The sequence below is a fragment of the Actinocrispum wychmicini genome (assembly GCF_004345645.1).
Taxonomy (GTDB): domain Bacteria; phylum Actinomycetota; class Actinomycetes; order Mycobacteriales; family Pseudonocardiaceae; genus Kibdelosporangium; species Kibdelosporangium wychmicini.
Map to the genome: position 1 here is coordinate 264,611 of NZ_SLWS01000003.1, position 17,012 is coordinate 281,622.

Consider the following 17,012-nt stretch of genomic DNA (forward strand, 5'->3'; position numbering starts at 1 on the left):
CACCGTGAGCGAACCGTTGACGCTGGACCGGGTGCGGGCCGACGTGGCCGAGCTGCTGTACCTGGAGCCGTCCGATGTGGACGACTCGGCCGACCTGCTTGGCGAGGGCCTGGACTCGGTGCGGATCCTGAGCCTGGTGGAACGCTGGCGCCTGACCGGGGTGGAGATCACGTTCATCGAGCTGGCCGAGCGCCCGACCGTGCTCGCGTGGTGGCAGCTGCTGTCCGGGCGGTTATCCGATGGGTGAGCGGGTGCCGTTGTCCGCTGCCCAGCGGGGGATCTGGACCGGCCAGACGCTCGACCCGGACAGTCCCGCGTTCAACACGGCCGAGTACGTGGAGATCCTCGGGCCGGTGCGGGTGGACGTCCTCGTGGCCGCGATCCGCCGCGCGGTCGGGGAAACGGAGGCGGTGAACGTCCGCTTCACGGAGGACGAAGAACCGGCCCAGTGGCTGGGTGCAGGACCGGACTGGTCGGTCCACGTGGCCGACCTGTCCGGACACGCTTCACCACTGGCGGCGGCACGTGCGTGGATGGCCGAGGACCTGGCCCGCCCGGTGGACTTCACGCGTGACCCGGTGTTCGGGCACGCGGTGTTCCGGCTCGGACGGGACCGGTTCCTCTGGTATCACCGCGTGCACCACATCGCGTTGGATGGATACGGTCTCGGTCTGGTCGCTCGTCGGGTGGCCGAGCTCTACAGCGCCGACATCGAGGGTCGGGAGCCGGCCGAGAGCGGATTCGGCACGCTCCGGTCGGTGGTCGACGAAGACCTTGCCTACCAGGAATCCTCGCGTTACCAACAAGACCGCTCCTATTGGATGGCGTACGCGGAGGACCGTCCCGAGCCGGTCACGTTGGCCGGGCGATCAGGCGCGTTGTCCCGGACCGTGGTGCGGTGTGAGGACGTTCTCGATAAGTCCGTAGTGGATATACTGTCGACAGTCGGCCGGGAGGTGAAAGGGGTCTGGACCGACACGCTCACCGCCGCGTTCGCCGCGTACCTGCATCGGATGACCGGGGCTGAGCAGGTGAACATCGCGCTGCCGGTGATGTCCCGGATGGGTTCCGTTGCGTTGCGCGTGCCGTGCATGGTCCTCAACGTTGTCCCGGTTTGGCTTGCGGTCTCACCTGGCGCGAGCCTCGCTGACCTGACCGGCCAGGTGGCCTCCGAGATCCGCGCTGGGCGGCGCCATCACCGTTACCGTTACGAGCAGCTGCGCCGCGATCTCAAGCTGGTCGCCAGCGACCGCAAGCTGTTCGGGCCGTCCGTGAACATCATGCCGTTCGACTACGGACTGCGTTTCGCCGGCCTTCCGGCTGTGGTGCGCAACGTGTCGGCGGGGCTGGTGGAGGACATGGTGGTCAACGTCTACGACCGCGCTGACGGCACCGGCATGCACCTGACGTTCGACGCCAACCCCGCCGCCTACTCCCGTGACGAGCTGTCCGTCCATTTGAGACGGTTTCGGGCGTTCCTCACTGAGTTGGCCGCGCACCCTGCTCGCCCTGTCGGTGAAGCGGCGTTGTTGTTGCCGGAGGAACGGGACCGGGTGTTGGGGGAGTGGAACGCGACCGCCCGGCCAGTCACTCCGGCTACCGTGCCGGAGTTGCTGGAGGCGCAGGTCGCGCTGACTCCGCACGAAACCGCCTTGGTGGCCGAAGACGCGACGTTGTCGTTCGCTGAACTCAACGCCCAAGCGAACCAGTTGGCCCGTTACCTGGTCAAACGCGGCGCGGGCCCGGATCGCCGCGTCGCCCTGATGTTGCCGCGTACGTCCGAAGCGATCATCGCGCTGCTGGCCGTACTGAAGGCAGGCGCCGCGTATGTGCCGGTCGACCCGGACTATCCGCCCGCCCGCGTGGCGTTTCTGCTCGATGACGCCGAACCCGTACTCACGATCACGACGCTCGACGACCCGGCGATCGCCCAGGAGCCAGTACACGACCTGACCGACGCGGATCGGATCGCCCCGCTGACCCCGAACAGCGCGCTGTGCCTGATCTACACGTCAGGCTCAACCGGGACGCCGAAGGGCGCGGTGCTCGAACACGCCGCCATGGTCAACCTGTTCCGTCATCACGGGGAACACCTCATCCCGCGCGAGCGCCGGTGCAAAGCCGCACTGACCGCCTCACTGTCGTTCGACACGTCCTGGGAGGGCCTGCTGTGGCTGCTCGCCGGCCACGAACTGCACTTCGTCGGCGACGACATCCGCCGTGAACCCGCCCGCCTACTGTATTACGTAGACGATCAGCACATCGACTTCCTGGACATCACCCCCACCTACGCCGAGGAGCTGGTGGCCGCCGGTCTGCTCGACCGCGAACGACACGGCCCTGCCGTGATCGCCCTCGGTGGCGAAGCGGCCAGCGCCACCCTGTGGACCGCCCTCCGCATGGCATCCAATCTGACGGTATACAATCTGTACGGTCCTACGGAATGCACGGTCGACACCCTCTGGTGCGGGCTGGCCGACAGTGAAACTCCAATCATCGGCAGGCCGATCGCCAACAGCCGCGCCTACGTTCTTGACGGCTCGCGCCGGCTGTTACCGCCCGGCGCGGTCGGCGAACTGTATGTGGCCGGCACCCCGTTGGGTCGCGGTTATCACAACCGCCCGGAGTTGACTGGGCAACGTTTCCTGCCCGACCCGTTCGGCCCGGCGGACACCCGAATGTACCGAACCGGCGACCTGGCCCGATGGCGGCCGGACGGCACGATCGAATTCCTCGGCCGAGCCGACAACCAGGTCAAGATCCGCGGCTTCCGAATAGAGCCGGGGGAAATAGAGAAGGCGTTGACCGAGCACCCGGACATCGCCCAGGCAGCGGTGATCGCACGCGGGTCGGCGGCCGAGCAGCCGGCGGTGGCCGGATCGGCGGCGGTGGCTGAGCAGGCGGCTGCGCTGGGCCGCGCTGATGGTGCCGGGCTGGCGATTGCGCTGGGCCGTGCCGGGGGTGCCGGGTTGGCGGCTGAGCTGGACCGTGCTGATGGTGCCGGGCTGGTGGCTGAGCTGGGCCGCGCTGATGGTGCCGGGCTGGTGGCTGAGCTGGGCCGCGCCGGCGGTGCCGGGCAGGCCGCGGTAGCTGGCAGGGGTGATCGCCTTGTCGCCTATGTCGTTCCGGCCGGTGGCCGACCGGAGCCGGCTGTGCTGCGGCGGTTTCTCGCCGAGCGGTTGCCGGACCACATGGTTCCTCCTGTGTACGTCATTCTGGATCGGCTTCCGGTCAACACCAGTGGCAAACTTGACCGGGCTGCATTGCCGGAGCCCGAGTTGGGCACGCACGTTTCCGGGCGGAAGCCGCGCAGTCGGGTCGAACGTGAATTGTGCGCGATGTTCGCCGATGTGCTTGGGCTTCCTGAGGTCGGCATTGACGATGACTTCTTCATGCTCGGTGGCCACTCGTTGCTTGTTGCCCGGTTGCTCGCGCAGATCCGCACCACCTTCGGGATACGGCTGGGTATTCGGGTGGTTTTCGACGCTCCGACCGTTGCTATGCTCGTCGCCCGGTTGCACGCTGAGCCGGAGCCCGCGCCGGTGGTCGATTTCGACGCGGAGTCCGAACTGGACGCCGGAATCACGACGGATGGGTGCCTGCCCGTCGAGGTTGAGCCGCGGCGGATTCTGCTCACCGGCGCCACCGGGTTCCTCGGGGCGTTCTTGCTCCAAGCACTGCTCGACCACACTGATGCCGAGATCACCTGCCTGGTCCGGGCGACCGACGACGCCCAAGCCGCCGACCGACTTCGCGACACCCTCAAGCGGTACCACCTGCGGGCCGTGGTCGCGGTGGCCGGCGACCTCGCCGAGCCTGACCTGGGTGTCGGCGCCAAACGGTTCGCCGAACTGGCCGAGGACATCGACGTGATCTACCACAACGGCGCCCGCGTGAACCATCTCGAACCGTACGCGCGGCTCCGCCCGGCCAACGTCCAAGGCACCCGGGAGATCCTCCGCCTGGCCACCACCATCCGACTCAAACCCGTGCACTATGTGTCCACAAGCGACTTCACGCAGCTGGACAACGGTTACGTGGCAACAAAGTGGGTGGCCGACCGGCTGGTCCAAGCCGCCGGTGAACGGGGCGTGCCAGTGACTGTCCACCGGCCCAGCCGGATCGCCGGGCATTCGACCAGCGGGGTCGGCGGGACCGACGACAGTTTCTGGAACCTGGTCCGCGCCATGCTTGTGCTGGGTGCCGCGCCGGCTGTGGGGGAGCGGACCGTGGACCTGGTGCCCGTCGACTACGTCGCCCTGGCCATCACCCAGGCCGACTCCGTGGGGAAGATCTTCCACCTCACCAGCCCGCGGCCAGTTCGCGTGGCCACGGTTCTCGACGTGCTCCGGCGGCGCGGTCACACATTGGTCGAACTGCCCGCCGACGAGTGGTCCCGGCGGCTCGCGGAGCACGACGACCCCCGGCTCAGCCTGGTCACCGCCCACCTGGGGCCGGACGAGCCGGGACCCGTCCACGACCAGGCCGACGCGCCGGTCGTGGACGCGGAGACCATCGGCCGGTACGTCGACCATTTCGTCCACTGTGGATTCTTTCCGACACCGGAGGGCCGATGACCACGACCACCGCCACGGCCAGGGACTGGACCGGGTTGGCCGTGGTGCTCGCCGCGACCTTCATGGGCCAGGTCGACGGGTTCATCGTGAACGTCGCCAGCCCCACGATCCAGCGGGACCTGCCGGCCGGGTTCGACCAGATCCAACTCGTCGGCGCCGCGTACGTGTTCGCGTGCGCCGCCGGGCTGGTCACCGGCGGCCGGCTCGGCGACCGGTTCGGCCGCCGACGGGTGTTCCTGGCCGGCGTGACCGTGTTCACGATCGCGTCCCTGTGCTGCGGACTGGCGCCCAACGCCGACCTGCTGATCGCGTTCCGGTTCGGGCAGGGCGCCGCCGCGGCGGCGCTGATCCCGCAGGAACTGGCCATCGTCCGGACCATGTTCCATGACGACGCCCAACGTGCCCGCGCGCTTGGAGCGTACGGTGTGGCGCTCGGCCTCGGCGTGATCGCCGGGATCGCGGGCGGCGGCATCCTGGTGGACCTCGACGTCGCCGGGCTGGGGTGGCGTTCGGTGTTCCTGCTCAACGTCCCGATCGGCGTGGCCATTCTCGCGCTCGGCCGGTTCACCATCGGCGAGAGCCGGTCCGAGACCACCGTCAGATTGGATACCGTCGGCGCCCTGTTGACCGCATTCAGTATACCCGCGCTGCTCGTACCGCTGATCTTCGGGCCACGCGCCGGCTGGTCGGTGTGGGTGTGGGTCAGCGCCCTGGTCGGAGTTCTGCTGATCGTGGTGCTGGCCAGCCAGCAACGCCGGAACGCGGACCCGTTGTATCCGCCGCATGTCCTTGCGACGCCTGGCTTTCCACTCAGCATGGCCACACTCGCCGCGTTCTTCGCCGGCAACGCCGGGCTGTTCCTGGTGTTCACGTACCACCTACAGACCGGCCTCGGCCTCGATCCCATGGCGGCCGGCCTGATGTTCACCCCGCTCGGGATCGGCTTCGCCGCGGGCTCCGCGCTCACCGGGCGGCTCGGCCGGTACGGGACGCGCGTCCCGGTCGCCGGTACCGGCCTCATCGCCGTGTGCCTGCTGGTCATGGCCACCGCGGCGGGAATGTCACAGGCGCCGCTCGCGGTGCTGATCGGGCTGATCGGGCTGGGCCAGGGGCTGGTGGTCGCGCCGCTCGTCGGCGTGGTCCTCGGCCGGGTCACCCCGGACGAGGCCGGCGCGGCGTCCGGCATCGCGTCCACTGTGGTGCAGTTCGGCCTGGCCTTCGGCTTCGCCATGATTGGCGTGCTGTACCGCACAGTCCTCGGCGGTACGCCCGGTGACGCGGCCATCGACCCCAGTCACCACAGTGCCGCCTTCACCGCGGCGACATTGGTGCTCGCCGGCACCGCCGCCGTCACCAGCGTGCTCTGCTGGTACCTGGCTCGACCGAGAAAGATCACAGGAACTAACCGCCCCGACGGCGCGACTGTCTGAACAACGCACCCGATCAGTTGATGGAGTCATGATGCCCAGTCGGTGGTTCGTCCTGCCGGCCCTGGCCGCGCTCGCCCTGGCCACCACGGCGTGTGGTTCGGCCGCGCCCGCCGCCCCGCCGCCGACCGCGGTGAAGTCCGCCGGTGAGGGCAAGACCAGCTACCCGCTGACGTTCACCAACTGCGGCAAGAACTACACGTTCACCAAGGCCCCCAGCCGGGTCGTGCTGATGAACGGCGGGTCGGTGGCGGAGGTGTCCTCGTTGCTGGAACTCGGCCTGGGCGACCGGATCGTCGCCAACGCCCAGAACTACGGCACGTCCGATGTGGACGGCCGGGCGGCGGCCATCAAGGCCCTGCCCACCGCCGGGATCACCCTGAACAACATGCAGGACATCCCGCGGGAGGCGATGCTCGGCCTCCGCCCGGACTTCGTGGTCTCCACCTACGACGGCGGATTCTCCGCCGACTCCGGCTTCGCCACCCGGGACGAACTGCTCAAGGCCGGCGCGAACTCGTACGCGGCCACCGGGTGCGGCACCGCGAGCACACCGAAGATCGACGACAGCTACACGCTGCTGCGGGACTTCGGCAAGATCTTCGACGTCGCCGACCGCGCCGAGAAGGCGATCGCCGACTCGACCGCCAAGATCGCGGCCACCGCCGGGAAGGTGAAGGACAAACCGGTCAAGAAGGTGATGATCGTCTTCCCCGGGATGGGCGCCGAGGACCTCAGTTCGGTGGCCGGCAACGGCATCTGGAACGACGTGCTCGTGAAAGCCGGCGCGGTCAACGCCTTCGCCGACGCCACCAAGGAAACGTTCGCCACGATCAGCAAAGAACAGGCCGCGGCCGCGCAGGTGGACGCGCTCGTCGTGGTCAACTACCAGAACCCGGATCCGCAGGCGACGGTCAAGAAGCTGTTCCAGCAGTTCCCGCAGTGGCAGGCGGCGAAGGACAACCGGTCGCTGGTCCTGTCGGACTCCATCTACCTCGGGCCGGTCAACCAGGTCGCGGTCGAGAAGATCGCCGCCCTCGTCCATCCGGACGCCTTCTGACATGCTGCGCCAACGCCATCAGCGGACGGCGCCGCTGCACGCTGTTCCGCTGGCCATCTGCGTCGGCGTCACCGTGGTGGGTTTGGTCGTCCTCATGCTCGTCGCGGTCGGCATCGGGTCGGTGTCCGTGCCGCTCGGCGACACCTGGCGGATCGTGATCTCGCACCTCACCGGCCGGGAACCCGGCGGTGACCTGGTCTTCGACCAGATCGTGTGGGACTTCCGGGTGCCCCGGGTGTTGCTTGCCGCGCTGTGTGGCGCGGGCTTGGCCGTGGCCGGCGTGTTGTTGCAGGCGTTGGTGGACAATCCGCTGGCCGAGCCGTACGTGCTCGGTCTCGTTCCCGGTGCGTCGGTCGGCGCGGTGGTCGTGATCACGGTCGGTGCCGGCGCGGTCGGCGGGGTGAGCGTGTCGTTCGCGGCGTTCGCCGGGGCGATGATCGCCGGGGGGCTGGTGTTCGCGCTCGGCCAGCAGCAGGGCCGGCTGGCGCCCACCCGGCTGGTGTTGTCGGGTGTCGCGGTCGGGTACGTGTTCCTGGCGGTGACCAGCTACCTCCAGCTCAAGGCCAGCCCCAGCGACCTGCGCCGGGTGATGTTCTGGCTGCTCGGCAGCGTCGCCGGGGCGCAGTGGGACCAACTCGGCCTGGTCGCCGCGGTGATCCTGGTGTCGACGTGCGCGTTGTTGCTCACCGGACGCAGGCTCAACGCGATGGTCACCGGCGACGAGACCGCCACCGCCCTCGGTGTCGACGTACGCAAGCTGCGAATCGGCCTGCTCACGGTCGCCGCGCTGCTCACCGGGACCGTGAGCGGGGTGGCCGGCGGCGTCAGCTTCGTCGGCCTGCTGATCCCGCATGTGGTCCGGCTGGCCTTCGGCGTGGACCACCGGCGGGTGCTGCCGCTGTCGGCGTTGGTCGGCGCCGGCTACCTGGTCCTGGTGGACCTGCTGTCCCGGACCGTCGACAGCCCCAACGAGCTGCCGATCGGCATCTTCACCGCCGCGTTCGGCGCGCCGTTCCTGCTCTGGCTGATGCGCCGCAACAAGTCCGTGGCGGCCGGGCCATGAGACTGGACATCACGTCGGTCGGCGTCAGCTTCGGCGACGCCACGATCCTGCGGGACGCGAGCCTCGAGGTCCGCTCCGGTGACGTGGTCGGCCTGGTCGGCCCGAACGGCAGCGGCAAGACCACGCTGCTGCGGACCGTCTACCGATCGCTCCGGCCCGACTCGGGAAGTGTGCTGGTCGGCGGCGACGACATCTGGACGTTGTCCACCCGCGGCGCTGCCCGTCGCACCGCCGCCGTGCTCCAAAGTGGACATACACCGGCCGGGCTCACCGTCACCGAGGTGGTCGCGCTGGGTCGGACTCCCCATCACGGCCTGCTCGACCGAGAGTCCACACAGGACCGTGATGCGATCCAGGAAGCTCTGAAACAAACGGGAATGCACGCTCACGCTAGCCGCGCGTACGCGTCATTGTCAGGTGGCGAGCGTCAACGTGTGCTGCTCGCCCGCGCACTCGCCCAGCAACCCCGGCTGCTCGTTCTCGACGAACCCACCAACCACCTGGATATCCGTGCGCGCTTCGAGCTGCTGGACCTGATCCGGCGAACCGGTATCACCACTCTGGCCGTGCTGCACGACCTTGACCTCGCCGCCCGCTGCTGCGACCATCTCGTGGTCCTCCACAGTGGACGAATCACCGCCGCGGGCCCGGTGCTCGACGTGCTGACTTCGGCCGTGCTGCGGGATGTCTTCGGCGTCAACGCCACCGCGGAACGCCACGCCGACGGCGTCATCCGGATCACCTACCACGCCGAACCACTCGCGTGAGTTCGGGGTGCTGACCCCCAGTCGACCAGCACCCCTCTCAGCTACCGCGCCGGGTACTCGTCGTGCCAGTTCCACCATTCGTACGGCTTGCTCTGCGGGTGGCCTTCGGGGGAGTCCTCCCACTGCTCTTGGCGGCCGAGCGCGGTGAGGTCCAGGTAGCTCCAGGTGCCGCCCATCGCCTCGTCGCCGCGGTTGTTGATGAAGTACGTCCGGAACACGCGGTCGCCCTCGCGGAAGAACGCGTTCGTGCCGTGCCACTCGTCCACACCGAAGTCGGCGTCGAACCCGTCGGTCATCGTGTACCACGGCATCGTCCACCCCATCCGCGCCTTCACGCGGGCGATGTCCGGCTGCGGCGCCCGGGACGCGAAAACGAGGGTGGTGTCCCGGGCGTTCAGATGGGCGACGTCGGCGACCTGGTCAGCCACCAGCGAACAGCCGATGCACGCGTGGTCGGGCCAGCCGTGCACACCGGGCTCAAGGAACGCCCGGTACACGATCAGCTGACGGCGGCCGGCGAACAGGTCCAGCAGGCTCGCTTTGCCGTCAGGTCCCTCGAAACCGTATTCCTTCTCCACGGCGAGCCATGGCATCCGGCGGCGCTCCGCGGCGAGCCTGTCCCGGGCGCGCGTGACCTCCTTCTCTTTCACAAGCAGCTGTTGCCGGGCCGCTTCCCACTCCTCGGCGGTGACGATCGGGGGAGTTTTCATGGTGGTGTCCGCCTTTCTGGGTCACGCGCCGAAGGACGCCTGCTCGGCGAGGACGTTCTGCTGGTCACGTTTGTTGGGCTGGCCCTCGCCGGTGGTGATCAGGTCGCGCAGGCTGGTGTTGACGAAGAAGCCCCACGCGTTGCTGCACACGTCGAAGCACTCGTACGCGGGCACCAGGCCCTGATGGGTGAAGCGGACCTCGGTCTGGTCGCCCTTCGCCAGGATGTCGAACCGGACCGTGGTGCCCGTCCACTCGGTCTGGTCGGTGATGAAGTCGAAGTAGTTGTCGTGCACCAGCCAGGTGACCAGCCGGCCGGGAACGGCGGCGGTGACCTCGATCTCGCACCGGTGCACGTCCTGGTAGTGGTACTCGAACCGGCCGCCGACCTGGTCGGTCGGGCCGTCGATCTCCTCGGACCACCAGCCGCGCACGTTCGTGACGGCGCGGAAGACGTCGCTGGGGTGCTTCTCCACAGTGAACTTGGTGGTGTAGTCAGTCATGGTGTTCCTCCAACGTCCGGTTGAGATGGTCCTTCAGGTTGTTGAGCGGGCCGTCCCAGTTGCGGGCCAGCGCCGCCAGGAACTGCTGGGCCACCTGCATCGGGGCCGAGTGCAGCCGGTACCGAACCCGGCGCCGCTCGCCGGGCTCGGCCGTCACCAGGCCGGCCTCGGCCAGCAGGGCCAGGTGTTTCGCGATCGCCTGCCGGCTGATCGGGAGCCGTTTGGCCAGGTCAGTGGCCGTGGCGGGGCCGCCCGCGGCCAGCGCGGCCAGGATGCCGCGCCGGGTCGGGTCGGCCAGGGCGCCGAAAACCTGTTCGGCGATCGCCTCGGACTCAGGCGGCATCGAGGTAGTCGACCAGTTCGCCCAACTCGTTCTTCCACCCGTCGACGTTGCCGCTGAACGCCTTGTCGTGCGCGTCGCCCGGCAGCTGGGCAAAGCCGGACTCGACCACGGTCAACCGGGTGCCCGACCCGACGGGTTCGAGCGTGAACTCGACATAGGTGCGGCGCGGATCGTCCTCGGGCAGGCCGTAGATAGCCCAGGTGAACCCGAAGATCGAGGGTTCCTCGACCCGCTCGATCCGCATGTCGGCCCGTTGCCCGTTCGTCCACGTCATCTGGGCGGCCCCACCAGGCCGCAGGTCGATCGTCGCCTGGTTGCCGAACCACGTGCCCAGCCCCTCGGCCGTGGTCAACGCCGCCCACACCTTCTTCGGGGGGTGGGCCACGTCGACGGTCCGCTCGATCCGGTCGGGAAACGCCATGTCGTCCTCCAGTAAGTAGCAACCGATTGATTGCAACACTATGGCAACCAGATGGTTGCGTCAAGAGGAGATCCATTGGCGCCCCGTGGCGCTCGAAGCGGTGTTACCAAATATCCACAATGGACGCGATAACGGGCGCGACCGCACGACGACGTAGGAGGCACCAACGCGCGACCAGAGGAGTGAGCCACATGGGACAGCGCAGCAATGACCAGGGCAACCAGACTCCTGGGGTCCCGGATCTGCCGATCGTCCTCAGCCCACGTGCGATACGGCTGTACTTCTTCGCGGTTTTGGCACTGGGGGCGGTCTTCGCGGTCGTGTTCCTCTTCGCCTATGGACTCGGTGAGACGGACGCGAGCCGCGCTCAGAATCAACTGAACGCCATCAAGACCGGCGGCGCCGTCATCATCGCGCTTGGCGGCGCGCTCGTGCTCAACCTGGGCGCGAGGCGGCAGCAGACCAACGAGATCATGCTGTGGCAGAAGGCGCGCGACCAAAGTGAGACCCTGCGCGCCTCGGCTGTCGAGCAACTGGGCTCGGACAAGGCCTACTGTCAGATCGCCGGGATACACGCGCTGAAAGAGCTGGCGAAGTACGGCAAAGACCAGAAAGACGCCGTGCTCGCTGTCCTGAAGGCCTTCAGGCACCACGTCGAGGCGGCGAATGTTCGGACCGAAGTGGACAAGGCCATTGTGGACTTGGACTCCCCGGCCTAGTGCGAGGAGTCCAAGCCGGCCCCGTCTACTGCGTGACGGTGAACCTCTTCGACTGGGTGAGCAGCATGCTGTCGATGCTCACGGTGTGCTGGCCGGCGCCGATGGTCTTGCTCGCCGGGGTGAAGCCGTAGGCGATGTTGCCCGATGTGTCCGCGGTGATTGTGGTGAGCACGGTGCCGTCGATCGAGATCTTGACCGGGTGGCCGGGCAGGAAGCCGCTGGACGTGATGCTGAGCAGCGAGGTCGGGGTGACCCGCGTCGACGGCGTCAGCGACAGGGTGTCGCGTAGATCGGCGAGTTGGTCCGCGGCCTCGTCGGCCATTCTGTTGTGCCGGGCGGCTTTGGCGATGGCGGGGACGAACCGGGAGGCGTCCACTGTGCCCCAGCCGGAGGCGACGTCGAAGCCTGGGCCGGCCGAGTAGCCGGGGATGTCGCGGAAGTTGTTGTTGCCCGTGGTCACGTCCACGATGCCGGAGCGGCCGGGGTCGCGGGCCAGGTCCTGGTAGAGGATCTCGTTGACGGGACCCAGGTTTCGGCCGTGCAGCTGGGTGGCCATGGCGAGGACGGCGGCGAACATCGGCGCGGACTGGGACGTTCCGTGCCGGCTGTTCATGGTGATGTCCGGGATCGACCGCATCCGGCTCCCGGTGATCGACCGGACACCGTCCTGGTAGGACGGACGCTGGTAGATCTGGGACAGTCCGGCGCCTTCGATCGGGTCGAGCGGGAAGGGGTTCGCGCATGGCGGACACGGCGCGGTGTACTGCGGCCGGCTGCCGCCGAGCGCGATGGTGAACGGATTGTCATCCCAGGTCGCGATGGCTGGCCCCGGTGTCGGCGCCTGGCACTGCGCGGTGGCGGTGGACAGGTTCTGGGTGACGCCGCAGTCGCCGGTGGACACCGCGACCGGGATGCCGGCCGCGGCCGCGGCCAGGATGCCGGGGTCCTGCGCGTGGATCTCCGCCGCGCCGTGGCTGTAGTCGGTTTCGCTGCTGCCGTCGCTGATCGAGATGGTGTTGGCCAGCTTGTGCGCGCTGATGTACTCCAGGCCCTTGACGATCTCGGGCATCGCGACCTCGCTGGACGTGTCCCCGACGACCTCGGAGTCCGACGGGGTGGCCGAGATGACGATCTTGGCGTACGGCGCCATCAGGTGCACGGCCTCCACGTCCAGCCGCAGCTCGCCGCCCCACGCGTCACACGACCCGTAACCGTGCAATGCGACCATTCCGGGCGGGCACTGCGGCGGCAGCGGCCCGTTCGGGTAGATCGTCTGCACCGTGGTGTGCGGCAGGCCGACCGTGTCGTCCAGCTGGTTGATGGTGTCCTGGATGCCGGCGAGGTCCCAGCCCTCCATCACCGCGACCGACGTGCCGAAGCCGTCGACGCCCTGGGTCCACAGGTGATCGACCTGGTACGCGAAGATGTCCCGCAGGTCCATCGCGCCCCACTGCGGGTGTCCGGCGGCGATGGCCGTCTTGATCCGGTCGAGCGCGGCCGTCAGCGTCGCGATCCGGCCTGCCCGACCAGGATCCGACACGGCCAGCGGCTGGTCGGCCGGAGCCGCCGGTGCCGCGTCCGCGACGGCGAACACACCGCCGGACAACAACAACGCCGAGGCGACGAGGGACAGTAATCTGACTCTACGCATGGCAACCCCTCCTGAGTGGTTCTGCGCGAGTCGACGCTAACCACCGCGAACGGCGCCGTCATCGGACGTTGGTCGCACTACCAACGTCGGGAATCGCCCTTTAGGTGTGCAACCGGCGGAACACCTCGAACAGCTTCGCCTTGTCCTCGAAGCCGATGCCGGGGGACTCGGTGAGGCCGACCCGGCTGTCGCGCACGACAGCCGAATCGGCGAATCCCCCTGTGGGTTGGAACTCACCGGGGTACGACTCGTTGCCGCCAAGTCGCAACGCCGCCGCGATGTGCAGCGAGAACTGGTGCCCGCCATGGGGGACGCAGCGGCGCGTCGACCAGCCCTGCTGCCGGAGCAGGTCGAGCACGCGCAGGTACTCGACCAGCCCGTAGCTCAGCACCGGGTCGATCTGGATGATGTCACGGTCCGGGCGCATCCCCGCGTAGCGCAGGAGATTGCGGGCATCGGTGCGGGAGAACAGGTTCTCGCCCGTGGCGAGGGTGCCGGAGTACTCCTCGGCGAGGACGGCGTGCGCCGCGTAGTCCAGCGGGTCGCCGGGTTCCTCGTACCAGAACAGGCCGTACGGCTCCAGTGCCTCGCCGTAGCGCAGGGCGGTGCGCAGGTCGAAGCGGCCGTTGGCGTCGACGGCGAGTCGGGAGCCGTCCCCGCCCAGCACCTCCAGGACCGCCTCGATCCGCTTGAGGTCCTCGGCGAGGTCGGCACCGCCGATCTTGATCTTCACGATCCGGTAGCCCAGGCCGAGGAAGCCCCTGATCTCGTCCTGCAGCTCGCGCAATCCCTTGCCGGGCGCGTAGTAGCCGCCCGCCGCGTAGACGAAGACGTCCGAGTCCGGCTCGCCGACGCCGTGGTTGTCGGCGAGCCAGCGGTACAGCGGTTGCCCGGCGAGTTTCGCTGCCAGGTCGAACAACGCCATGTCGATCACCCCGACCGCGACGGACCGTTCGCCGTGGCCGCCGGGCTTCTCGTTGCGCATCATCACGTCCCAGGCCCGCGCCGGGTCCACAGTAGAATAGTCTTCGGTGGACAGTTCGGACGGATCGGCCTGAAGCAGGCGCGGGATGATCCGCCGCCGCAGGATCTCGCCGACGCTGTAGCGGCCGTTGGAGTTGAACCCGTAGCCGACCACCGGCTCGCCGTCGCGGATCACGTCGCTCACCACGGCGACAACCGAACAGTCCATGTCCCGGAAGCTGATGAAGGCGTTGCTGATCGACGAGCTGATCGGCACCGTGCCCTCATGGATCGCGACGATCTTCGGCACAGTCATGTCCTCTCTGGTTGCTTGACGGCCGTTCGTTGTCGGCCGATGGTTTCGGCGAGTTTCTCCGGGTCGACGCCACCCGGTTCCGTCCGCGACACGGCGATCACCGCGACCGCGTTGCCCAGCACGTTGGTGACGGCCCGGATGAGGGAAAGGAAGCGCTCGATGGACAGGACGAGCGCGAGGCCGGCGACCGGGATGAAGTGGACCGCGGCCACCAGGTTGGCCAGCGTCACGAACGCGGACCCGGTGACCCCGGCGGTTCCCTTGGACAGCACCAGGAACACCAGGAACAGCGTGACCTGTTGGCCGAAATCCAGTTCCACGCCGTACACCTGGGCGATGAACACCGCGGACATCGGCACGATGACCGCCACCCCGTCCAGGTTGAACGAGTAGCCGGCGGGCACGACGAGCCCGACCACGTCCCGCTTGCACCCGAACTCCTCCAGGCGCCCCATCACCTGTGGCATCACCGCTTCGGAGGACGACGTGCCGAGCACGATGTACAACTCCTTGCGCAGTGCCCGGATCAGCCGCGTCAGCGAGACCCCGCAGACCCGTGTGACAGTGCCCAACACCAGCGACACGAAGATGAGCAGCGTCACGAACGCCAGGCCGACGTACTTCATCAGCGCGGTCAGCGTTTCCGGGCCGAACTTGCCGACCGTGTACGCGACCGCCCCGAACACGCCGATCGGCGCGAGCCGGGAGACCAGGCCGACGATCCGGAAGAACACCTCGGTCAGCTTCCCGAACGCCCGCTGGACCGGGTCGGACACCTGCTTGGGCAGGCTGAGCAGGGCGATCGCGAACAGGACGGCGAACACCAGCACCTGGATGATGTTGCCGGTGGCGAAGCTGTTCACCACGTTGTCCGGGATGAGCCCCAGGAGAAAGTCACTGACCGACTGTTCGGAGGCGCCCTTGACGTACGTGCCGATGTCGCCGGACGCGCCCGCCGGCGGTGCCACCCCGCTGCCGGGGCGGAACAAGTTGATCGCCAGCAACCCCAGCAGGGTGCCGATGGTGGTGATGATCTCGAAGTAGACGATGGCCTTCAGGGCGATCCGGCCGACCGACTTCAGCGCGCCGACCGACACGATCCCGGTGACCACGACCAGGAACACGATCGGCGGGATGACCAGCCGGATCAGGTTGATGAACCCGTCGGCCAGCGGCTTGAGATCGGCCGCGGTGCCCGGCAGGAGCACGCCGAACACGGCCGCCGCGACGGCCGCGGCGAGGACCTGGATCCCGGTGTTGGCGGCGAGGCGCCGCCAGCGGGGTAAGGGTGGGGCGGAAGTGGTGGTGCTCATGGGTTTCACCGCGTTTCGATCGACGTTGACCGGGGCGGGCCGTCAGTGTTCGGGGACGAGGGTGGCTTGCAGGGCGTCGCGGTCGACCGTGAGGCCGAGGCCGGGACGATCCGGGATGGCGATCCGGCCGTTGACCGGCTTCGGCGCGTCCGGGAACAGCAGCTCGCCGACCTGGACCATGCCCAGGTGCCACTCCAGGATCCAGCCGTTCATCAGGCCGGCCAGGGTGTGCATGTTGAACAGCGGCCAGCCGCCGCCGTGCGCGATGGGCAGGTTGTAGATCTGGGCCAGGTGCGCGGCCTTGCGGGCCTCGGTGAAACCGCCGCAGTAGCACGCGTTCGGCTGCAGGATGTCGATCGCCTGGCGCTCGACCAGCTCCCGGATCCGCCAGCGGTGGCCTTCCATCTGGCCGGCGGCCAGCGGGATCCGGGTGTGCGCCCGCAGGTCCGCCATGGCCCTGGCGTCGTTCTGGTGCAACGGTTCCTCGAACCAGGTGATGTCGCAGTCCTCGATGGCACGGCAGAGCTGCTTCGCCTCGGTCGGGGTGAACAGGTAGTTGGCGTCGATCATGATGTCGACGTCGTCGCCGACAGTCTCGCGGACCACCCGGATCCGCGCCGCGTCCTCCCGCCAGCCGCCGGGGTCCACGCCGACCACCAGCTTGAGCGCCCGGAAGCCCTGGTCGAGCTGCAACCGGGCGGCCGCGGCCAGGGTTTCCCGGTCGTACTGGGGGAAACCGAAGGTCACGTACGTCGGCAGCTCGGTCCGGGCGCCGCCGAGGAGACTCGCCACGGATCGTTGTGAGTGCTTGCCGTTGATGTCCCACAACGCGATGTCCAGCAACGACAACGCGCTCGACACCACCCCGGTCATCGCGCGCGGGTTGATCCTGCGCCACACCCGCTCGTGGATCGCCTCAACTTCGCGGGCGTCCATGTCGGTCACCACGGGCAGGAAGTGCCGTTGCAGCGCCGTGACCACCGACCTGGCCAGGAAGTGCCCGGTCAGTGCCGTCCCGGTCAGCCCGTCCTCGGTCTCGACCTCGCAGAACACGAACTCGCGCTGCTCCTCGCGGCCGTAACCGGCCACTTTCCCGGTCAGCAGGGGCACGTCGATGGACGTGGTGTGCACGCTGGCTCGAATGTCCTTGATCCTCATCCCGCTCCTTTGGGGGTCCGCGT

At 68.4% G+C, this 17,012-nt stretch carries 15 protein-coding genes; 7 read left to right on the forward strand and 8 right to left on the reverse strand.

What is annotated here, in order from left to right:
* Positions 1-4: 4 nt before the first annotated feature.
* The 6 genes from EV192_RS15480 to EV192_RS15505 are packed head-to-tail and all read left to right on the forward strand — an operon-like array spanning position 5 to position 8,894.
* A complete protein-coding gene (locus EV192_RS15480) occupies positions 5-247 on the forward strand; it encodes a phosphopantetheine-binding protein (RefSeq protein ID WP_132115790.1) in 243 nt (80 codons plus the stop codon).
* Entirely contained in the window at positions 240-4,577 is a 4,338-nt protein-coding gene (locus EV192_RS15485; protein WP_132115792.1) for a non-ribosomal peptide synthetase, read from the forward strand. Before EV192_RS15480 ends, EV192_RS15485 begins: the two co-directional genes overlap by 8 nt.
* Positions 4,574-6,007 (forward strand): MFS transporter, encoded by a 1,434-nt coding sequence (locus EV192_RS15490; RefSeq protein WP_243726860.1) that lies wholly within the window; start codon positions 4,574-4,576, stop codon positions 6,005-6,007. Before EV192_RS15485 ends, EV192_RS15490 begins: the two co-directional genes overlap by 4 nt.
* A gap of 31 nt (positions 6,008-6,038) precedes the next feature.
* Positions 6,039-7,064, forward strand: a complete 1,026-nt coding sequence (locus tag EV192_RS15495; protein WP_132115794.1) for an ABC transporter substrate-binding protein — start codon at positions 6,039-6,041, stop codon at positions 7,062-7,064.
* A 1-nt stretch (position 7,065) separates the two neighbouring features.
* A complete protein-coding gene (locus EV192_RS15500; RefSeq protein ID WP_243726861.1) occupies positions 7,066-8,127 on the forward strand; it encodes a FecCD family ABC transporter permease in 1,062 nt (353 codons plus the stop codon).
* Complete coding sequence (locus EV192_RS15505) at positions 8,124-8,894, forward strand: ABC transporter ATP-binding protein (protein WP_132115796.1); 771 nt, start codon at positions 8,124-8,126, stop codon at positions 8,892-8,894. Before EV192_RS15500 ends, EV192_RS15505 begins: the two co-directional genes overlap by 4 nt.
* A 41-nt stretch (positions 8,895-8,935) precedes the next feature.
* On the opposite strand, the gene EV192_RS15510 is transcribed toward EV192_RS15505, so the two are convergent.
* From EV192_RS15510 to EV192_RS15525, 4 genes are read right to left on the reverse strand one after another with little or no spacing between them, the layout of a single operon-like run.
* Complete coding sequence (locus EV192_RS15510) at positions 8,936-9,604, reverse strand: DUF899 domain-containing protein (RefSeq protein ID WP_132115798.1); 669 nt, start codon at positions 9,602-9,604, stop codon at positions 8,936-8,938.
* A gap of 21 nt (positions 9,605-9,625) precedes the next feature.
* Complete coding sequence (locus EV192_RS15515; RefSeq protein ID WP_132115800.1) at positions 9,626-10,105, reverse strand: SRPBCC family protein; 480 nt, start codon at positions 10,103-10,105, stop codon at positions 9,626-9,628.
* A complete protein-coding gene (locus EV192_RS15520; protein WP_132115802.1) occupies positions 10,098-10,448 on the reverse strand; it encodes an ArsR/SmtB family transcription factor in 351 nt (116 codons plus the stop codon). Before EV192_RS15520 ends, EV192_RS15515 begins: the two co-directional genes overlap by 8 nt.
* The gene (locus EV192_RS15525; RefSeq protein WP_132115804.1) at positions 10,438-10,869 is read right to left on the reverse strand and encodes an SRPBCC domain-containing protein; all 432 of its coding nucleotides are present in this window, start codon (positions 10,867-10,869) and stop codon (positions 10,438-10,440) included. Before EV192_RS15525 ends, EV192_RS15520 begins: the two co-directional genes overlap by 11 nt.
* A gap of 191 nt (positions 10,870-11,060) precedes the next feature.
* On the opposite strand from EV192_RS15525, the gene EV192_RS15530 reads away from it, so the two are divergent.
* Entirely contained in the window at positions 11,061-11,588 is a 528-nt protein-coding gene (locus EV192_RS15530; protein WP_132115807.1) for a hypothetical protein, read from the forward strand.
* Positions 11,589-11,613: 25 nt separating this feature from the next.
* Here EV192_RS15530 and EV192_RS15535 read toward each other — a convergent pair whose 3' ends face one another.
* The 4 genes from EV192_RS15535 to EV192_RS15550 all read right to left on the reverse strand — a co-directional run bounded on the left by EV192_RS15535 (position 11,614) and on the right by EV192_RS15550 (position 16,989).
* Positions 11,614-13,239 (reverse strand): S8/S53 family peptidase, encoded by a 1,626-nt coding sequence (locus EV192_RS15535; RefSeq protein ID WP_132115809.1) that lies wholly within the window; start codon positions 13,237-13,239, stop codon positions 11,614-11,616.
* A gap of 100 nt (positions 13,240-13,339) precedes the next feature.
* On the reverse strand, positions 13,340-14,518 hold the full coding sequence (locus EV192_RS15540) for a mandelate racemase/muconate lactonizing enzyme family protein (RefSeq protein WP_132115811.1): 1,179 nt from the start codon (positions 14,516-14,518) through the stop codon (positions 13,340-13,342).
* Positions 14,515-15,831, reverse strand: a complete 1,317-nt coding sequence (locus tag EV192_RS15545) for a cation:dicarboxylate symporter family transporter (RefSeq protein WP_132115813.1) — start codon at positions 15,829-15,831, stop codon at positions 14,515-14,517. The genes EV192_RS15540 and EV192_RS15545 overlap by 4 nt, the downstream gene beginning before the upstream one ends.
* A 42-nt stretch (positions 15,832-15,873) precedes the next feature.
* On the reverse strand, positions 15,874-16,989 hold the full coding sequence (locus tag EV192_RS15550; protein WP_132115815.1) for a mandelate racemase/muconate lactonizing enzyme family protein: 1,116 nt from the start codon (positions 16,987-16,989) through the stop codon (positions 15,874-15,876).
* Between the last annotated feature and the right edge of the window lie 23 nt (positions 16,990-17,012).